Source organism: Bradyrhizobium commune (genome assembly GCF_015624505.1).
GTDB classification, from domain to species: domain Bacteria; phylum Pseudomonadota; class Alphaproteobacteria; order Rhizobiales; family Xanthobacteraceae; genus Bradyrhizobium; species Bradyrhizobium commune.
This window is the reverse complement of the sequence record NZ_CP061379.1, coordinates 3,846,509-3,864,168: the sequence shown is the minus strand read 5'-3', so window position 1 is coordinate 3,864,168 and position 17,660 is coordinate 3,846,509. Positions and strand designations below refer to the sequence as shown.

18 protein-coding genes and 1 tRNA gene are annotated in these 17,660 nt (G+C 63.1%); 8 read left to right on the top strand and 11 right to left on the bottom strand.

All coding sequences use genetic code 11. The features are described 5' to 3' along the window. Positions 1-108: 108 nt before the first annotated feature. Complete coding sequence (locus IC761_RS18235) at positions 109-687, top strand: TIGR00645 family protein (RefSeq protein ID WP_195798044.1); 579 nt, start codon at positions 109-111, stop codon at positions 685-687. A 13-nt stretch (positions 688-700) separates the two neighbouring features. Here IC761_RS18235 and IC761_RS18230 read toward each other — a convergent pair whose 3' ends face one another. Then, entirely contained in the window at positions 701-1,018 is a 318-nt protein-coding gene (locus IC761_RS18230; RefSeq protein ID WP_195798043.1) for a DUF1476 domain-containing protein, read from the bottom strand. Positions 1,019-1,270: 252 nt separating this feature from the next. On the opposite strand from IC761_RS18230, the gene IC761_RS18225 reads away from it, so the two are divergent. Continuing rightward, positions 1,271-1,498 (top strand): hypothetical protein, encoded by a 228-nt coding sequence (locus IC761_RS18225; RefSeq protein WP_195798042.1) that lies wholly within the window; start codon positions 1,271-1,273, stop codon positions 1,496-1,498. Between the two features lie 14 nt (positions 1,499-1,512). Here IC761_RS18225 and IC761_RS18220 read toward each other — a convergent pair whose 3' ends face one another. Further along, on the bottom strand, positions 1,513-1,704 hold the full coding sequence (locus IC761_RS18220) for a hypothetical protein (RefSeq protein ID WP_195798041.1): 192 nt from the start codon (positions 1,702-1,704) through the stop codon (positions 1,513-1,515). Positions 1,705-2,317: 613 nt separating this feature from the next. Between IC761_RS18220 and IC761_RS18215 the strand changes: the two genes are divergently transcribed. The 3 genes from IC761_RS18215 to IC761_RS18205 all read left to right on the top strand — a co-directional run bounded on the left by IC761_RS18215 (position 2,318) and on the right by IC761_RS18205 (position 5,953). Further along, complete coding sequence (locus IC761_RS18215) at positions 2,318-2,695, top strand: Crp/Fnr family transcriptional regulator (RefSeq protein WP_195798040.1); 378 nt, start codon at positions 2,318-2,320, stop codon at positions 2,693-2,695. Between the two features lie 8 nt (positions 2,696-2,703). Further along, positions 2,704-4,869 (top strand): adenylate/guanylate cyclase domain-containing protein, encoded by a 2,166-nt coding sequence (locus tag IC761_RS18210; protein WP_195798039.1) that lies wholly within the window; start codon positions 2,704-2,706, stop codon positions 4,867-4,869. A gap of 295 nt (positions 4,870-5,164) precedes the next feature. Further along, a complete protein-coding gene (locus tag IC761_RS18205; RefSeq protein ID WP_246791265.1) occupies positions 5,165-5,953 on the top strand; it encodes an FkbM family methyltransferase in 789 nt (262 codons plus the stop codon). 97 nt (positions 5,954-6,050) lie between these two features. Here IC761_RS18205 and IC761_RS18200 read toward each other — a convergent pair whose 3' ends face one another. From IC761_RS18200 to IC761_RS18180, 5 genes are read right to left on the bottom strand one after another with little or no spacing between them, the layout of a single operon-like run. Further along, a complete protein-coding gene (locus IC761_RS18200; protein ID WP_210338478.1) occupies positions 6,051-6,755 on the bottom strand; it encodes an ABC transporter ATP-binding protein in 705 nt (234 codons plus the stop codon). Further along, a complete protein-coding gene (locus tag IC761_RS18195) occupies positions 6,748-7,500 on the bottom strand; it encodes an ABC transporter ATP-binding protein (protein WP_195798037.1) in 753 nt (250 codons plus the stop codon). The genes IC761_RS18200 and IC761_RS18195 overlap by 8 nt, the downstream gene beginning before the upstream one ends. Before the next feature lie 12 nt (positions 7,501-7,512). After that, positions 7,513-8,493 carry a branched-chain amino acid ABC transporter permease gene (locus IC761_RS18190; RefSeq protein WP_195798036.1) on the bottom strand — a complete coding sequence of 327 codons (981 nt, stop codon included), beginning with the start codon at positions 8,491-8,493 and terminating at the stop codon, positions 7,513-7,515. Then, on the bottom strand, positions 8,490-9,356 hold the full coding sequence (locus tag IC761_RS18185) for a branched-chain amino acid ABC transporter permease (protein WP_195798035.1): 867 nt from the start codon (positions 9,354-9,356) through the stop codon (positions 8,490-8,492). Before IC761_RS18185 ends, IC761_RS18190 begins: the two co-directional genes overlap by 4 nt. Before the next feature lie 16 nt (positions 9,357-9,372). Then, the gene (locus IC761_RS18180) at positions 9,373-10,629 is read right to left on the bottom strand and encodes an ABC transporter substrate-binding protein (protein ID WP_195798034.1); all 1,257 of its coding nucleotides are present in this window, start codon (positions 10,627-10,629) and stop codon (positions 9,373-9,375) included. 133 nt (positions 10,630-10,762) lie between these two features. Between IC761_RS18180 and IC761_RS18175 the strand changes: the two genes are divergently transcribed. Further along, entirely contained in the window at positions 10,763-11,539 is a 777-nt protein-coding gene (locus tag IC761_RS18175; protein WP_246791264.1) for a GntR family transcriptional regulator, read from the top strand. 144 nt (positions 11,540-11,683) lie between these two features. Here IC761_RS18175 and IC761_RS18170 read toward each other — a convergent pair. After that, positions 11,684-11,773 (bottom strand) — tRNA-Ser (locus IC761_RS18170). A 366-nt stretch (positions 11,774-12,139) separates the two neighbouring features. On the opposite strand from IC761_RS18170, the gene IC761_RS18165 reads away from it, so the two are divergent. Both IC761_RS18165 and IC761_RS18160 read left to right on the top strand, forming a co-directional pair. Beyond that, positions 12,140-12,442: a hypothetical protein gene (locus IC761_RS18165; protein ID WP_195798032.1), complete on the top strand. Its 303-nt coding sequence runs from the start codon at positions 12,140-12,142 to the stop codon at positions 12,440-12,442. Beyond that, complete coding sequence (locus tag IC761_RS18160) at positions 12,439-14,079, top strand: caspase family protein (RefSeq protein ID WP_246791263.1); 1,641 nt, start codon at positions 12,439-12,441, stop codon at positions 14,077-14,079. Before IC761_RS18165 ends, IC761_RS18160 begins: the two co-directional genes overlap by 4 nt. A gap of 97 nt (positions 14,080-14,176) precedes the next feature. On the opposite strand, the gene IC761_RS18155 is transcribed toward IC761_RS18160, so the two are convergent. The 3 genes from IC761_RS18155 to IC761_RS18145 form a co-directional block, all read right to left on the bottom strand. Further along, positions 14,177-14,500, bottom strand: coding sequence for a hypothetical protein (locus tag IC761_RS18155; RefSeq protein WP_195804693.1), 324 nt, complete (start codon positions 14,498-14,500; stop codon positions 14,177-14,179). A gap of 237 nt (positions 14,501-14,737) precedes the next feature. After that, a complete protein-coding gene (ilvD, locus tag IC761_RS18150; RefSeq protein ID WP_195798031.1) occupies positions 14,738-16,588 on the bottom strand; it encodes a dihydroxy-acid dehydratase in 1,851 nt (616 codons plus the stop codon). 198 nt (positions 16,589-16,786) lie between these two features. Next, positions 16,787-17,647: an ABC transporter permease gene (locus IC761_RS18145; RefSeq protein ID WP_195798030.1), complete on the bottom strand. Its 861-nt coding sequence runs from the start codon at positions 17,645-17,647 to the stop codon at positions 16,787-16,789. Between the last annotated feature and the right edge of the window lie 13 nt (positions 17,648-17,660).

Below are 17,660 nucleotides of genomic sequence, written 5' to 3'. Positions count from 1 at the left end.
GCACGATAGCATGCCGCCAAAGCCCGCTGGCGCCGCCAACGTCTTCCGCCGGCCATCTGGCCGGGTTAAGGGAGTGCGAGATGATCCAGACGCGCGGATGCTGCCGCAATGTCGGTTGAGCCTGAAACCGGGGCCGGACCCCGCCCTCCCGTGCCGCGCCTCGGCGTGCTGCCGATGATCATCTTCGGCTCGCGCTGGCTGCAGCTGCCGCTCTATCTCGGGCTGATCGTGGCGCAGTGCGTCTACATCGTGCTGTTTCTCAAGGAGCTCTGGCACCTCTCCTGGCACGCCATCGATCTCACCGAGCAGCAGATCATGATGAGCGTGCTTGCGCTGATCGACGTCGTGATGATCTCGAACCTGCTGGTGATGGTGATCGTCGGCGGCTACGAGACCTTCGTCTCGCGGCTCGACCTTAAGGGCCATCCCGACGAGCCGGAATGGCTCGGCCACGTCAATGCCAGCGTGCTCAAGATCAAGCTTGCGATGGCGATCATCGGCATCTCCTCGATCGCGCTGCTGCGTACCTTCATCGAGGCCGGCAATCTCGGCTCTGACCGCGCCGGCTTCACCGAGACCGGCGTGATGTGGCAGGTAGCGATCCACCTCACCTTCATCGTCTCGGCGATCGGGATCGCCTACGTCGACAGGCTCAGCGACTCCACCATGCGCAAGCAGGCCGAGTGACAGGGCGATCGCCCTATCCGCTGCTGTCGAGCTGCTGCATGGCCTGATACAGGCACTCCCGGAGCTTCTCGGCGACCTGCGCCCGCGAGACGCCCTTGCTGGCAAGATCGCCCGCGACCCGGCTCAGGATCTCGTCGCTCGTCTGGCTCTCCAGATTGTCCGTCACCAGCGCCGTCGCATAGCCCGCCGCAGCCTCCCCGCTCAGCCCGAGCTGGCTCGCGACCCACATGCCGAGCAGCTTGTTGGACCGGGCCGTGGCCTTGAACATGAATTCCTCGTCGTGGGCGAATTTGGCCTCAAAGCCCTGCTCGCGCTTGTCGAACGTGGTCATGGTCAGCTCCATTGCGTTTTCGCTTGATGAGGGTCTGGACTGGGAGCGAACGTCTCCGTGGTTCTCGTCAATTGAGGATCATTTGAATCTTCCGGCGGAAGCCACACGCCGTCAAGCCTCCCGGCGCACCGGCCCCGAGCCCCCTTGGCAAGGGTCAGCTTCGCACCAGCCTGATCGGTTAAGTGGTGATGTTTACTGTTTGTTAAGCAGACTCACGGCCGCATAGTCCGCAGGGATGACGAGAGCCGACGCATGAACAGAGAGCTGCGGGAATTTCGACGCCTCGAGCGCGTGTGCCTGGAGCAGGCCGCGCTTTCGACCATGGACCTGGCACGAACCGGGCTGCTGAAAGTCGCCGACGACTGCCGCGTCGCAGCGGAAGCCATCGAAGCCCAGTCATCGCATCGCGGTGCACTCGCTGGCGCCGTCCAGGCCCTCAAGATCGTCCTGAGCGCGGCGCGCCCACCCAGCCGGCACTAGGCCAGGAGGCCTGATCAGCCCTTGGCCGCGGCCGCCTCACGGGCGAGCCGCTCGGCCCTCAGCCGTTCGCGATTGGCATGAAACGCCCGCTGCGCCTCCTGGTGGTCGCGCATGGCCTGCTCGGCCTCGATCCGGCGAGCCGCATCGCGCGCCTGGCGCTGTTCCGGTGTCAGGGGTTTGCGTCGGAAGGAAAGATCTTCAGCCATGGTCAAACAACGCGGCGGCGAGGAAAAAGTTCCACCGGAAACAGCTGCGTTTTCAGTCCTTTAGAAGCCAAGTGCCGGCCCGCCAACAAAAATCGTGAAAACAACCCCATGTAGCCCGACCCGTGCCGGAGCGAGGGTTTGCGCGTCCCGCAACGCGATTTTGACTCGTCGGGCAAAACAGGAGTAAACTACCATTATTCCGAAATCCATCGCACGCGTCGAAGCGCCGATCGGATGGATCGAGTCAAAGCGACACGCCACTCATCCCACACAGGATTCGGCCTCTGCGTTGGTGCGCGTCCGGCCTGTCCATCTGCGGCAACTTGCGCCGGCCACGCGCGAACATTGGCACAAACTGCACAGGCACAAAGCGCATAGGCAGGCTATTCAACCTGCGGCGGATGGCGCGTGACGCCTACAATGCGGGTCCGGGTCATCTCAAGCGCTTTCCGCGACTACGCAGCCAAGCATGGCTTCGATTCGACGATCTGGTTCGGCAATGTCGAGAACGGCGCGGCCGCGATCGTCGGACAGGAGACGGTCCAGGACGTCGTCCGCTCGCCCGCTCCAGCGAGCGCCACCGCCGATTCACCGAAGAAACCAGTCGCGTGTCATGGCAGAAACGTCCTCCGTTCAGGCAGTCTGGCAAGGTTTTGACCGCCTGACCTTTGCCGCGGGGGAAACGATCTTCGCCGAAGGGGATCTTGGCGCGGCCGCCTTTATCCTGTTGCAGGGCGACGTGACGCTTCGCGCTGCGAGCGGAGGCGGCACGCCGCGCGCGGTGATCGCGCTGAAGCCCGGACAGATGTTCGGCATGCACACGCTGATGGCCGACGCAAGGCGCGGCGCGACCGCCGCCACGATTCGGGGATGCGAGGTGATCCGCGTGAGCGAGGAGACGCTGCGGCGGAAGCTGGAGGAGTCCGATCCGTTCATCCGCTACTGGGTCGACTATCTGTCCAAGCGGATCGTCGACCTGTCCCAACCTTGAGGGCGATCATGGAGGGATCAGTTCGCACGAATTCCTCTTCGACACGCGACCCGCGGATCACGCTGTTCGCGACCATCCTGACGATGTTCCTGTGTGCCGCCCTGCTGGTGGGCGCAGGCGTCACCATCGCGGACTACATTCAGAACCGCAGGAACGCGCTCAGTGTCGCCAGCGAGACGTTCAAGGAGAAGATCGCCCGGATCAATGAGCGCCGCCTGGCCTTCTTTGCGGCACCGTTTCTGATCGCGCAGCAATTGGGCGACACCCCTCTCCTGCGCGACCCGCGCGGATCCAAGGATCCGATCCTGAAAATGATCCTGTCCAGCCTGGCGATAAATCCGCAGATCTCCGCGGTGTATGCGGGCTACGAGAACGGCAACTTCTTTCACGTTCTGTCGATCACGGATGCCGAGAAATCCTTTGTCGAGAGAATGGGTGCTTCTGCGGCGACACGGTTCGCGGTTCGCGAGATTCGTTCCGACAGCGGCAATCGCATGGAGACCTGGAGATTTCTCGATGGCGAGGGCCGGCAGATCGCGGCGCCCGGCGATCAGGCGGCGACTTTCGATCCGCGGCTCCGCGCCTGGTATCGCGATGCGCGCGCGCAGCAGGAACGGGTGGTTCGCACCCCACCCTATCTGTTCGCCGCGACCGACCAGATCGGAATGACCCTGTCACGCGCCTTCGAGGGCGGCGCCATCGGTGTCGACATCACGCTCGACCGGCTGATGGCCTATGTCCGCTCGGTCAGATCGAACGACAAGCAACGCTTCGTCGGATTCGACGAGCAGAACCGCCTGCTCGCCCATTTCGATCCCGACCGGATGTTCAAGGTCACCATCAGCCACGAGATGCGCACGGTCGAACTGGCAACGACGGCCGATCTCAGCGATCCTGTCGTGCGTGAAGCGATGCAGGTGTTCAAGCGCGAGGGTCCCTACGAGCTGGCGCATCTCGATGTCGACGGCGCGGAATATCTGTCGACCGTGGTGCAGCAGGTCGGCCGCGATGGAACCAGCTTCTACGTGCTCTATGCGGCGCCCTTCTCGGACTTTGTCGGACCGCTGGCCCATGCCGCCGCGCGAAGCATTTTAGCCGCACTGCTGGTGTTCATCCTGGCGCTGCCGGCCATCATCTATTTCGCGCATTCGATCTCCAAGCCGCTCAGGCGGCTGTCCAAGGAAGCCGAGTTGATCCAGGCGTTCCAGCTTGCCGACCCCATCCAGCTCGGCTCGCGGGTCCGCGAGGTCAACAAGCTGATCAAATCGATGGCGGGCATGAAGGGCGCCATTCGCGAGGTGACGAAATTCGTGCCCAAGGCGCTGGTCCGGGAGCTCGTGCAAAGGGGCGGCTCGCTCGAGGTCGGCGGCGCGACGCGACGCGTCAGCATCCTGTTCAGCGACATCAGGGATTTCACGCAATTCTCCGGCGAAATGCCGGCGGAAACGCTGATGATCAAGCTCTCCGAGTATTTCGAGGAGCTGGCGTCCCTGATCATCAGGGAGGGCGGCACGGTCGACAAGTACATCGGCGATGCCGTGTTCGCGTTCTGGAATGCGCCGCAATCGGTGCCGCGCTACGAGCACTTGGCCTGCGCTACGGCCCTCAAATGTCGCGTCGCGTTGCGGCGCCTGAACGCGCGCTGGACCGAACAGGGCATGACGGCCTGGCAGACCCGCTTCGGGGTTCACGTCGGCGAGGCGGTGCTGGGCAATGTCGGATCGTCGGACCGGATCGACTACACGGCGATCGGCAACACCGTGAACATCGCCTCGCGCCTGGAAGGGCTGAACAAGCATTACGGCACCGGCATCCTGGCGAGCGGCGACATCGCGGACGTCTGCTCGGACCAATTCCTGTTCCGTCGGGTCGACCGCAGCCAGCCCAAAGGTGCCGTCAGGCCGCTGGACGTGTTCGAGCTGCTCGGCATGCACGAAGGTCCGGAAGACCTGCGCGCGACGCCGGACATGGTGCGGCTCGTCGAGGACTGGAATCGTGTCTACGAGGTCTACGCCCACAAAAATTGGCTCGGCACGCTGGACGCACTGGAAGCGTTTGCCGCGGATCATCCCGATGACGTGGTGGCCGGACTCTATCTGTCGCGGGTGATCGGCTTCGTGCTGGAGCCCCCGCCGGAGGATTGGGAAGGCGTTGTGCACTTCAGCCAGAAGTGAGGGTGTCTCCGGCAATTGCGATGGTGGAACGCAGCTTGAGAGCGCCCGCCAATCATCTGATTTTGCGGTGAATTTCCGATAGGGGCTGGCGGATAGAGTGTCCTGCTCCGCCAACTGGCGGCAGATGCGCTCCATGCGCGCGAGCTCGTCGATGTCCTGCCGATGCCCATGGCCGCGGATCAGACTCCCGATCGTAGGCGGTCGTCAACGGCTGGTCGCCGCTGCGCCGCAACTAAAATCGCAAATTGAGTTCTCCCCCCTTGAGGGATAGCCTTGTTTCGAGGGGTTACTCTCGATGAATTTTGATGACGCGCATTTTTTTATTCGGTGTTTGCGTTACAGGTTTCACACCGAAAGGCTGGCTCTGAAGACCTTGGCGTCGCTCGATCTCCGAGGGGCGACCGTGGTCGATGTCGGCGCAAACAAGGGCATCTATTCTTTTTGGCTATCCCGTGCGGTCGGGCGATCCGGGAGAGTGCACGCCTTCGAACCTCAGCCCGAGATGGTCAGATATATCCAATCCCGAAAACAGAGCTTCGACCTGGCCAACGTCGCAACCTGGGAGACCGCCCTGTCCGATCACTACGGCGACGCCCAACTCACACGGCAGGGCATTGGCGTCGGAAGCGCCTCATTGTGCCAGGAGCGGAGCCATCCCGGCGATCAACTGATCTCCGTCCCGCTCGCCGTTCTCGATGATTTCGAATTGCCGAATCTCAGGTTCATCAAATGCGACGTGGAAGGGCACGAGCTCAGCGTCCTCGAAGGCGCGAGGCGTTCGATCGAAACCCATCGTCCTCTCGTCCAGTTCGAGAGCGTCTCTGCGGACGCCGGCCGGCTGTTCTCGTTTTTCGAAGAGCTCGGCTATCGCGGCACCATGTATCTCGACGACCAGTACCTTCCGTACTCGGCCGGCTGGCAGATCCCACATCCAAAGTTTGGATTGGGCGGGCACAGGGATTTTCTATTTTTTCCGGAGACCGCAATCGGATCGACGATCCCCGACTCTCTCTATCGACGGATGACATCGTCAGCGCAATGGGCAGACGCGATCACCGCACCAAGAGTGCGAGCCGCCAGCTAAAGCGCGATGAGATCAGGATGAATCGTCATCGCGCTTCAGGCTATTGTTTAAGCATGATCTTTTCGGAGAACCGCTGCGCACTTTTCCGGATCATGCTCTAGATCCCCAGATACGCCGCCTGCACCTGCTTGTTGTTGGCAAGCTCGGCGCTGCTGCCGTGCATGATCACGGTGCCGCTTTCCAGCACGTAGGCGCGCTGGACCAGCGACAACGCGCGACTGACATTCTGCTCGACCAGCAGGATCGCGGTGCCCATTTTGTGGATCTCGCCGATCTTTTCGAAGGTCACATCGGTCATCACGGGCGCCAGGCCCAGCGAGGGCTCATCGAGCATCAGCAGCCGTGGCTTGAGCATCAAGCCGCGGCCGACCGCCAGCATCTGCTGCTCGCCCCCGCTCATGGTCCCGGCGAGCTGCTTCTTGCGATCGGCCAATCGCGGGAAAATGCCGTAAACCAGATCGAGCGTGCGGGCACGTTCTGCCTTTGCTTTCGGGACGTAGGCGCCGATTTCGAGATTCTCCTGCACGGTCATGTCCGGAAAGACCTGTCGCCCCTCCGGGACATGGGCAATTCCCAATTCCGGAATCCGGTGCGGCGGCAGCGACGCAAGATCGATTCCGTCAAATCTGACATGGCCGGCGGACAGCTTCACCAGGCCCGAGACAGCGCGCAGTGTCGTGCTCTTGCCCGCGCCGTTGGCGCCCAACAGGCCGACGGCTTCGCCCTCGCCCATCGTAAGGCTGATATTGTTGATCGCGGGCACCGAACCGTAGCTGGCGCTGACGCCTGAGAGGTCAAGCATGCGCGCCTCCTGTGGCCGGCGCATGTACATAGCCAGAACCAAGATAGGCGCGGATCACTTCCGGATTCTCCACGATCTCTTTCGGTGCCCCCTCGGCGATCTTCTGGCCGTGGTCGAGCACGACGATGTGACGGGCGACCGCCATGATGGCGCGCATCACGTGCTCGACGATCACGATGGTCAGGCCGCGCTGCGACAGCTTTCTGACCAGGGCGACCGCCTGGTCGATCTCGGCCGGGTTGAGCCCGGCCATCACCTCGTCCAGCAGCAAGATCCGCGGTTCGGTCGCCAACGCGCGCGCCATCTCCAGCCGGCGCTGGTCGATGGTGGTGAGGTCCTTGGCCGCGGTCTGTTCCCTGGCCCCGAGACCAACGAACTCGATCGCCTCCAGCGCCTTCTCGCGCGCCGCAGCGACATGCCGATCGCGCAGGAAGGCTCCGGTCATCACGTTCGCCAGCACCGTCATCGCGCCAAACGGCTTGGCGACCTGAAACGTGCGGGCAAGACCGAACGCGCAGATGTCGTGCGGCCTCAGGCCAACGATCTCCTTCCCGAAAGCCAGCACCGAACCGGCGTCGGGCCGATGGAAACCCGTGATCAGATGAAAGCTCGTGGTCTTGCCGGCGCCGTTCGGCCCGATCAGCGCGACGGTCTCGTTCTCCTGCACGGAAAAGCTGACGTCCTGGACCGCGCGCAGGCCGCCGAACCGCTTGCTGAGACCTTTGATAACCAGCGCTTCCGCCATCGGCTTGTGTCCTCACGCGCGCGCCGGCAGGCGCCGGAGATAGCGCTGGTACGCTTCGGTCGCGACCCCGATCAGCCCGGTCGGCCGCCACAGGATGACGGCCATCAGGATCAGGCTGTACACGGTGAGCTGGACGCCGCCGATCGAATTGCCGAGCCAGCTTTGCAGCAGGGTCGACGTCGTTTCCAGCAGGATGGTGCCGATCACCGGGCCCCACAGCGTTCCAATGCCGCCGACGATCGACACCAGGGCAGCCTCGATCGAGATGCTGAAGCTGAAGGCGGTCGCGGGATCGATGAAGTAGATGTACTGGGTATAGAACGTGCCGGCCAGCGCGGTGAGGAACGCGCTGATCAAATAGATGTCGCGCTTGATTTTCGGCGCATTGACGCCGATCGCCTCGGCGGCGTCTTCGTCCTCGCCGATGGCGACGAGGTAATATCCCATCCAGGATCTTTCGATCAGGGAGGTGATCGCAAGCCCGAGCGCGAGCAGGCCGAGCACGACATAGTAATAGGAGGCCTTGGTCTCGAACTGCATCATCCAGGGCGATGAGCCGAGGTTTGGAATCGTGGTGCCCTCGGCGCCCCAGGCGAGATCGCGGAACTTCAGGAAGATCAGCATCAGCGCCTGCGCCGTTGCGATGGTCGCGATGGTGAAATAAGGGCCGCGCAGCCGAAAGCACAGCCAGCCGATCGGCAGGCTCGCCAGCATGGCCACCACGCCGCCGGCAACCATGCCGATCCAGGGCGAGATGCCGAAGTCGATCTGGAGGATGGTCGAGGTATAGGCACCGAGCCCGAAATAGGCGGCGTGCCCAAGCGACAGCTGCTTGGCGTATCCGCCCATCAGATTCCAGGCCACACCGATGAACGAGAACAGCAGGATGCGGATGAAGATATCGACCGCGAACGAGCTCCTGACGACCTGCGGCAGGGCGATGAGGACGACCGCAGCCAGCGCCAGCCAAAGCAGATTTCGCGTTGATATCATCGTGCCCTCCCCCCGAGCCCATTGGGTTTGAAGGCGAGCGTCAAGAGCAGCATCGCGAACACCACAAGCAATCCGGAATCGGCGCCGACGAACTGAATGCCGAGCGATTCCGCTACCCCCATCATCAGGCTGGCGATCAGCGCGCCGATCACGTTGCCGAGCGTCCCAAGCACGACGGCGACAAAAGCCATCAGCACAAAAACCTGCCCGACAAAGGGATAGGCGGAATAGAACGGCATCAGCAGCGAACCGGCGGCACCGGCGAGTGCCAGCGCCACGCCGAGCGCAACGCAAAACACGCGATTGGGGTTGATGCCCATCAGCATCGCGACATCGCGGTTCTGCGACGCCGCACGCATGGCCTTGCCCAGATCAGTGGTGTGCAAGAAAACCCAGAGCAGGCCGCTGAGCGCCATCGCCACGACAAAGGCGATCAATTTTGCCACCGGCACATAGAGCCCGCCGATATGAAAGGCTTCGTCCGAGTAGGAGGTGTGGACCGTGCGGTAGTTCGCGGTAAACAACATCAGCGCAAGATTGAGCAGCAGCAGCGACAGCGCAAACGTCAGGAAGATCTGCGGCATGTCGTTCGGCCCCAGCACCCTGCGGATCAGGAAATGCTGGATCAGGACGCCGATCACGAACAGCGCCGGCATCGATATGACCAGCGATACCAGCGGATCGATGCCGAACTGGTTGGCGAGAAAGAACGAGATATACATTCCGATCATCACGAATTCGCCCTGGGCGAAATTGACGATCTTGACCACGCCGAAAATCAGCGTGACGCCGATGCTGACGAGTGCGTAGATTCCGCCGATGAGCAGGCCGTTGATGACGGCCTGGGCCAGTGTCTCCCACATCGGGACTTACCTGCGTTCAGGTTTTCAGCAGCGGCGCGCGCTTGTCTTCATCGGGGAAGACGCTCGCGAGATCGCCGTTCTGCCACTGCACACCGACCGGATGCCCATAGACGTTCCTTCCGTCCGGACCGAATTTGACCTTTCCGCCGGGTGCCATCGCTGCAAACCCCTTGGAGACGTCGAGCGTCGTCAGCGCTTCGCGAACCTTTTGCGGGTCGGCGGAGCCCGCGCGCTCCAGCGCGTCGGCCAGCATGAAAGTCTGCGCCACGAGCCCGCCGGCATATTCGAACAGGAATTCGCCGGTGCGCTTCCTGTATTCGGCGTTCACCTTCTGCGCGTCGTCGCTCATGTCGTGGTTCCAGTGCGCGACGCCTTGCAGGCCCTCCGCGAGCGTGCCCACATTCTTGTAGAAATCCGGAATGACGAAGCCGCCCGAGCCGCCGTTGATCGCGACGTTGAGGCCGACCTGCTTGACGGTCCGAACGATCAGGATGAGATCGTTCAGGTACGAGACCGAGAATAACGCATTGGCGCCGGACGCCTTGACCTTGTTGATCAGCGGCGAGGCATCGGTGAACCCGGCCGAGTAGGGTTCGAACATCACGATCTCAACCCCCTCGCCGGGCGCCAGCTCCTTCAGGCCGTTCGACGTCGAGGTGCCGAACGCGGTATTCTCGAAGATCACTGCGACCTTCGGCTTGTCGCCGAGGAGCTTCGACATCTGCAATTGCGCTTTGGCGAATTGCGAGGCACGGGCAAACGGCGTGAAAGTGTAGCTGCGGCCCTTGTTGAGCTGGTCGGAGCTCGAGCCGGTGATGATCGGCACTTTCGCGCGCTCGCACACCTCACTTGCGATCAGCGTCAGCGCGCTGGCAAAGCAGCCGTGGATCGCCGACAGCTTGTTGCCGGTGATCAGCCGGTCGGTCTCCGTGCGCGTCACCGTCGTGTCGCTCTGCACGTCGGAAATGATGAGGTTGAGCTTGGCGCCGCCAAGCGACTTGATGCCGCCGGCTTCATTGACCATTTCGACCGCGAGCTTGGCGGCGGCGATGCAGCCGACGCCAATCTGCGCCATGCTGCCGGTGGTCGGATAGAGCGCGCCGATATTGACGGGCTCGGCGGCCCAGCCGCGTAGCGGCACCGCGCCGAAGGCGCCGGCTGCCAGCACGCCGCCGGTCTTGAGCAGAAACTGGCGGCGGTTTTGCCGCTTCGAAAGGGACTGATTTCGAGCAGCCGTCAGCTTGAGGGCAGAATCCTTGCGGTCTCTTTCCATGCCGTTCCTCCCCGCGCGATCTCAGTGCAGCTGGCTGCCTGTTCGCTCTGTTTTGTAGCTCGATCGTAACGCGGCTGAAAATTGTTTACAATACTGTTTGCGATATTATCATCATAATTGAAAACGAAGGTCTGTGGGCCTCTTCGAAGCGGAAGCGGGATCTGTCATGGCCGGAAAACCACGCAAACGAGCGAGCGCCCGAACGGCGAAATCACCTTCGATTTCACCGGCGCCGGCGCGCGACGTGGCGCCGGCGATCGTCATCGCCAAGGGTATCGAGGAGGATATCGTCCTGGGGCGGCGGCAGCCGCGGGAGCGCCTGGTCGAGCAGGATCTTTGCGACCTGTTCGGGACTCACCGTGGTGACGTGAGACTTGCGCTGTTCGAGCTCGAGAAAAAGGGCCTGGTCGAACGCATCCCAAATCGCGGCGCGATGGTGCGCGGGCTCACGCCGCTCGAAGTGAGGGAAATATACGCGGTTCGCGAGGAGCTGGAGGTGATGGCGGTCCGCATCATCCCGTTTCCGGTGGCGCGAAAGGATATCGAGCGGCTGGAGGAATTACAGCGCCAGCATACCGCGGCCATTGCCGCGGGCGACCTGCTCACCGTGTTCTACAGCAACCTCAGCTTTCACCAGATCCTGTTCGGTCTTTGCGGCAATGCCTGTCTGATCGAGACCATCGATCTGCTGGCCCAGAAAGTCTACGGCATCAGGTCGTTTGCCAACGCGTTTCCGGAATCGCTCGATCGCGCCCGCCGCGATCATCTCGATATGATCAAGGCGCTTCGCGGCTCGCGTCGGGACGAACTGGTGGCCCTGACCCGCCGCCATCTGGAGCCCTCGCCCGAAGCCTATATCCGGGACTATGAACGGCGTTTTGGCAAAGCCGAGGCTGTGGCTGCGCATTAGAGTTGAGTGCGATGGCGGTAGCGTTGCGCGCAGCAGCGTTCGGGGCGGCGCGAACATCGGCGAATTGCCAAGTCCAGCACTTCTGGCCAACAACCTGATCTTGCTGCCAATTCCGAACAACGGCGAATTGGGAGAACCGGATACTGGCGGAAGGGGTGGGATTCGAACCCACGGTACCCTTGCGGGCACGCCGGTTTTCAAGACCGGTGCCTTAAACCGCTCGGCCACCCTTCCTTCGCAGTGAGATCAGGCACTTAACGGATAGCTCGTCCGAGCGCAACGCGAACTTGGACCCACCTGGCCCCGAATACAGCATTTCTCCACGAACACCCCTGGCGCTGGCAATAGCGCGCCTCGAAAACGTGCGGACTATGTCACCCCGGGTTCGACCGTACTCGAATGCTATCGAGATTGACCGTGTATTGGACTTGTCGAGGCAGCCTCTGCCTGCGCCGAGTCCTTTGCGTTGGACGGCGCCTGCCGCGTCGAGGCACGGATGATTGACGGATGCGTCCAGCACGAAACGTGAATTGACTAAGGTCGGGCGCGGTCAAATACTTCCCGCAACTTTAGCGGGTTTTTTATGACGGACCATTTTTTATGACGGACCATTGGAAAAATCCTCTTCGAGAAATTCGACACCATTTCACCACCGCGCTTCTCATTGCCTCCATGTTGGTCTTGGACTTTGCACCGGTGGTGGTGCTGTTCGGGTTGATGATGGCCTCCGAGTGGTTGGTACGCGATCAGCACTGGTTTGTGCTTGGAACGCCTTTCGAAGAGATCGTGAACCACATCGAGGTCTTTCTCTGGATCGCGTTCATGGGATTGGGCGCGGTCAAGATCCTTGTCAGACTGGGCTATTCGGTCCTGGAGATGGGCAAGCTGAAGAACATGCCATGATGAGCGGATCTGCTCCGACTCTCCTCTGGAGAGAGCTCAAACTGATCGGTCTGGTCTATCCCGCGGCGATCGCCCTGGGGATCTGCTCTGCGTTCGTCAGCACGCACACCAGCTTGAGGATCGTCACCCGGGGGCCACCAAAATCCACCGAAGCCATTCAGCAACAGCCTGCTCGGCCTCCGGAACAAATGATCTGGGAGTACGGGTTCCAGGAAATTGCACGGCCGCCCGAGCCGGAAAAGCCTGCCGCGACCCCGATTATCGCAGTCGAGCCGGCGGTCGTCGCCACGGATTCGCGTTCTGACGATAAGCCGTCGAACTCGACAGATCTCGCGCCTCCCCGCACCACAAGGCGGGTTGCCTTTGTCGCCGGAAATGGCGCCTACAAGAACGCCGCACAGCTTGAGGATACGCTTTTCGATGCCAGGGCGACCGCATCGGCGTTGCGCGACATCGGCTTTGACGTGGTCGAGGGCACCAATCTCACGCGCGACGCGATGGCGGGAAAGTTGGATGAATTTGGCAAGAAAGCCCAAGGCGCTGATGTGGCCGTGTTCTTCTATGCCGGCCACGGCATGGCCGTCGACGGCGTCAACTACCTTCTGCCCGTCGATGCCGACATCAAGTCCGTGCGAGATGTTACCTCTGGCACCGCTCTCAACGTCAACTTGGCGCTGGATCAGACGATGGGCGACGCCAAGGTCAAGCTGGTCTTCCTCGATGCCAGCCGCGACAATCCGTTTGCCGCCAAGATCAAATCGACCGCGACCCGAAGTGCATCGGTCGAATCCGGTCTGGCCGAGATGAAATCGAGCGAAGGTGAACTCATCGCGCTCGCGACCGCTCCAGGACAGATCGCATTCGACGGTCCAGGCAACACCAGCAGCCCATTCACGCGTGCACTGATTGAGCACATCACCAAACCTGGCGTGGAGATTAGCCAGGCCATGACCGAGGTTCGTGCTCAGGTCAGCGCCGAGACCAACAGGAACCAGCTTCCCTGGGTTCACGCCAACCTGATCGGTTCGCTGTATCTCAATCCGGCAGGCTCAGGGATGACCACGGCCTTGACCTCCGCCCAGGCCGAACTCGAGTTCTGGCGCTCGATCAGGAACAGCGACAAGGCCGAGGAGCTCAACGCTTATCTTTCTGCCTACCCGAATGGACAGTTCAAGGGGCTGGCGCAGGCGCGGCTCGCGGCAATCCAGAACGGTCCGCCGACGACGTCCAGCGACGTCAATGCCAGCATCGATCCCGCCACCTTCACGGATGACGCCAGCCAGCTCACCGAGGACCAAATCGGCCTCGACAAGGGTCAGCGCCGCGACGTGCAGCGCCGCCTGAATGGGCTCGGCTTCGACACCAAGCCTAACGGCACGTTCAACGACGAGTTCCGCTCCGCCCTCAAACGCTGGCAGACCGCGCGCGGTTATCCGTCGTCGGGCTACTTCAACAGGTTGCAGTACAAGGCGTTGCTTGCCGAAATCGTCGCCTCAACCTCGCCGAGCGCCAGCAATAGCTCCGACAAAGGTCCGACACGGGGGGCCACTGGTGGTGGCGGCGGTCATCGCGGCGCTGGCGCTGGTTCTTCCGGAACCTTTTTGGGCGGTGCCACGGGCGGCATGTTCCGCCATTGAAACGCCGGTCGTATTTCCGGGCCTCGTTCGGCCCGCCGCAAAAGAAAATGCGGCGCCCCCTGAGGAGCGCCGCGCGAAGATTCCTTGGTTGCCTGGCTTAGTAGCCGCAGTTGCCGCAGCTCGGCTGCACCGGCGCGTAATAGGAATAGCCGGGCGAGACCATCTCGACGCGCTGGCGGGTGGCGTATTGCGGCGGGATGCGCTCGTACTGGACGCCCGGCGGCGCCACCATCACGGTCTGCGGCACCATCACGGTGCGATACTGTGCCGGCGTGCGATGGGCGACGGTCGCACCGGGCGAGACCATCACGGTCTCGTCGACGGTGCGATACTGCGGCGCGACGTATTGCTGCTGATAGCAGGTCTGGCAGGGCGGCGGCGCGTAGCAATTGTAGCAGCCGGCGGAGGCCGCGCCCGTCATCGAGATCGCAGCGACGGCCGTTGAGAAAACGACAGCAAGAGTACGAGACATTGTGGTGGCGCCCCAGTTGCCCGAATGGATTTGCGAAGGTCGCGCGCAGTATACGCCGCAAAATCCGGAGCTGCCGAAGTTCGTTGGGGCATCCTTAATGCGAACGGCGAGCCGATCGCTAAGAACTTGTTGACCATGCACGAGGCGTGACCGCGGCAATCGCGATCACGCCTGCGCAAGACGTGCCTACTTCGCGCGCCGCTTCACCTCTCGCACCGCGCCACGCGCGGCGCTGGTGGTGAGCGCGGCGTAAGCCTGGAGCGCGGTCGAGACATTGCGCTTGCGGCTTTGCGGCTGCCAGGCGGCATCGCCCTTCGCCTCTTCCGCGGCGCGGCGCTTGGCGAGCTCTTCGTCGGAGACATCGAGGGTGATGCTGCGGTTCGGAATGTCGATGGCGATGCGGTCGCCGGTGCGCACGAGGCCGATGTTGCCGCCTTCCGCCGCTTCCGGCGACAGATGTCCGATCGACAGGCCGGACGAGCCGCCGGAGAAACGGCCGTCGGTGACGAGCGCGCAGGCCTTACCGAGGCCCATCGATTTCAGATAGCTGGTCGGATAAAGCATCTCCTGCATGCCCGGGCCGCCGCGCGGGCCTTCGTAGATGATGACAACGATCTCGCCGGCCGTGACCTTGCCACCCAGAATGCCTTCGACGGCGGCGTCCTGGCTTTCGAACACGCGCGCGGGGCCGGAGAATGTCAGGATCGAGGCGTCGACCCCGGCGGTCTTCACGATGCAGCCGTCCTGCGCGAGGTTGCCGTAGAGCACCGCGAGGCCGCCGTCCTTGCTGAAGGCGTGCGCGAGGTTGCGCACCACGCCCTTCTCGCGATCAGTGTCGAGCTCGTCGTAGCGGCGCTCCTGGCTGAAGGCGACCTGCGTCGGGATCCCGCCGGGCGAAGCGCGGAAGAAGGTCCGCACGGACTCGCTCTTCGAGCGCTTGATGTCCCAGCGCTCCAGCGCCTCGTTCATGGTCGGCGCATGCACGGTCGACACTGACGTGTCGATCAGGCCGGCGCGGTCGAGCTCGCCGAGAATGCCCATGATGCCGCCGGCGCGGTGTACGTCCTCGACGTGGACGTCGGCGACCGACGGCGCGACCTTGCACAACACAGGGACGCGGCGCGACAGCCGGTCGATGTCCTGCATGGTGAAGGCGACCTGCCCTTCATGGGCGGCAGCGAGCAGATGCAGCACCGTGTTGGTCGAGCCGCCCATCGCGATGTCCAGCGTCATCGCGTTCTCGAACGCCTTGAAGTTCGCGACGTTGCGCGGGAGTACGCTGGCGTCCTCCTGCTCGTAATAGCGGCGGACGAGATCGACGATGGTGTGGCCGGCCTCGACGAACAGGCGCTTGCGGTCGGCATGGGTTGCGACCACGGTACCGTTGCCGGGCAGCGCGAGCCCCAGGGCTTCCGTGAGGCAGTTCATCGAATTCGCCGTGAACATGCCCGAGCAGGAGCCGCAGGTCGGGCACGCCGAGCGCTCGATCACCTTGACGTCCTCGTCGCTGACCTTGGAGTCGGCGGCGGCGACCATGGCGTCGATGAGGTCGACGGCCTTGGTCTTGCCTTGCAGCTTGACCTTGCCGGCCTCCATCGGGCCGCCCGAGACGAACACCGCGGGGATGTTGAGCCGCAGCGCGGCCATCAGCATGCCGGGCGTGATCTTGTCGCAGTTGGAGATGCAGACGAGGCCGTCGGCGCAATGCGCGTTGGCCATGTACTCGACGCTGTCGGCGATCAGCTCGCGCGACGGCAGGCTGTAAAGCATGCCGTCATGGCCCATGGCGATGCCGTCGTCGACAGCGATGGTATTGAATTCCTTGGCGACGCCGCCGGCCTGCTCGATCTCGCGGGCGACAAGCTGGCCGAGGTCCTTCAGGTGCACGTGGCCGGGCACGAATTGGGTGAAGGAGTTGACGACCGCGATGATCGGCTTGCCGAAATCCGCATCCTTCATCCCCGTCGCGCGCCAGAGGCCGCGCGCGCCCGCCATGTTACGGCCGTGGGTGGTAGTGCGGGAGCGATAGGCTGGCATGGCGGTTTCCGTCCTCGGGTTGGGCAGCCGGGCGGAAAAATGGAAGCCGCCTCAGGCCTTTCCGGGCCGGATAGCGCACGGGCTGGGCGGGCGCAACGGGAACTTGGGCTGGACAGGGCTCCCCTGCTCCCGGCGCGGCTCTTGGTAGCCCTTCGTGGCCCGGATGGAGCGCAGCGCAATCCGGGCTGCAAGCTCGGCCTATTGCAAGGTCGGATCGAGCCGGTCGCGCAGCCAGTCGCCGATGACGGAGACCGCCAGTGTCGTGATCACGATGGTGGTCGCCGGCGCCAGCATGATCCACGGTGCCCGGGTCAAATATTCGCGGCCGTAGCCGACCATGTTGCCGAGGCTGGTCATCGGCGGCTGCACGCCGAGGCCGAGGAAGGACAGGCCGGATTCCATCAGGATGACCTCGGGGAAGACCAGCGTGGTCGAGACGATCAGGGTCGAGGCGATGTTGGGCAGGATGTGGCGCAGGTAGATCCGGGTTGGCGTCGCGCCGAGCTGACGAACGGCTGCGGCATAGCCCTGCGCGTTGGCGGAGATGGCGAGGCCGCGCGCGATGCGCGCATAGCGCTCCCAGCCGAACAGGCCCATCAAACCAATCAGCAGCGGCAGCGAGTTGCCGAAGAAGGCGAGCACGGCGAGCGCCATGATCAGGAAGGGCATGCTGGCCTGGAAGTCGGAGAGCATCAGGACGAGCTGCTCGACCGTCCCGCGGAAATGCGCGGCGAGGAAGCCGAGCGTGGTGCCGACGACCGCCGAGATCGCGGTTGCGCCGAAGGCGATCAGGAGCGAGATGCGGATCGAGACGAGCAGCCGCGACAGCACGTCGCGGCCGAGCTCGTCGGTGCCGAGCCAGTGCGCGAGATTGCCCGGCGCGGACAGGCGATCGCGCAGGTCGAGCTGGGTGTAGCCATAGGGCGCGATCTTCTCGGCGAGCGCGGCGATCAGCAGCATGGCGATGATCCAGGCGACCGCGAGCGCCACCGAGATCGGGATCGCCGGCAGGCTGACGCGCCTCCGAACGGCGCTGTCCTTCAGGGTCGCGTCGGTCATGCATGCGCTCCCT

Coding starts and splice junctions, on each gene's coding strand:
- IC761_RS18155 (WP_195804693.1), bottom strand. CDS start 14,500: ATGACGGGCGCGGCCTCCGCCGGCTGCTACAATTGCTACGCGCCGCCG.
- IC761_RS18220 (WP_195798041.1), bottom strand. CDS start 1,704: ATGGCTGAAGATCTTTCCTTCCGACGCAAACCCCTGACACCGGAACAG.
- IC761_RS18235 (WP_195798044.1), top strand. CDS start 109: ATGTCGGTTGAGCCTGAAACCGGGGCCGGACCCCGCCCTCCCGTGCCG.
- IC761_RS18190 (WP_195798036.1), bottom strand. CDS start 8,493: ATGATATCAACGCGAAATCTGCTTTGGCTGGCGCTGGCTGCGGTCGTC.
- IC761_RS18145 (WP_195798030.1), bottom strand. CDS start 17,647: ATGACCGACGCGACCCTGAAGGACAGCGCCGTTCGGAGGCGCGTCAGC.
- IC761_RS18160 (WP_246791263.1), top strand. CDS start 12,439: ATGATGAGCGGATCTGCTCCGACTCTCCTCTGGAGAGAGCTCAAACTG.
- ilvD (WP_195798031.1), bottom strand. CDS start 16,588: ATGCCAGCCTATCGCTCCCGCACTACCACCCACGGCCGTAACATGGCG.
- IC761_RS18225 (WP_195798042.1), top strand. CDS start 1,271: ATGAACAGAGAGCTGCGGGAATTTCGACGCCTCGAGCGCGTGTGCCTG.
- IC761_RS18185 (WP_195798035.1), bottom strand. CDS start 9,356: ATGTGGGAGACACTGGCCCAGGCCGTCATCAACGGCCTGCTCATCGGC.
- IC761_RS18210 (WP_195798039.1), top strand. CDS start 2,704: ATGGAGGGATCAGTTCGCACGAATTCCTCTTCGACACGCGACCCGCGG.
- IC761_RS18200 (WP_210338478.1), bottom strand. CDS start 6,755: ATGCTTGACCTCTCAGGCGTCAGCGCCAGCTACGGTTCGGTGCCCGCG.
- IC761_RS18180 (WP_195798034.1), bottom strand. CDS start 10,629: ATGGAAAGAGACCGCAAGGATTCTGCCCTCAAGCTGACGGCTGCTCGA.
- IC761_RS18205 (WP_246791265.1), top strand. CDS start 5,165: ATGAATTTTGATGACGCGCATTTTTTTATTCGGTGTTTGCGTTACAGG.
- IC761_RS18215 (WP_195798040.1), top strand. CDS start 2,318: ATGGCAGAAACGTCCTCCGTTCAGGCAGTCTGGCAAGGTTTTGACCGC.
- IC761_RS18165 (WP_195798032.1), top strand. CDS start 12,140: ATGACGGACCATTGGAAAAATCCTCTTCGAGAAATTCGACACCATTTC.
- IC761_RS18230 (WP_195798043.1), bottom strand. CDS start 1,018: ATGACCACGTTCGACAAGCGCGAGCAGGGCTTTGAGGCCAAATTCGCC.
- IC761_RS18195 (WP_195798037.1), bottom strand. CDS start 7,500: ATGGCGGAAGCGCTGGTTATCAAAGGTCTCAGCAAGCGGTTCGGCGGC.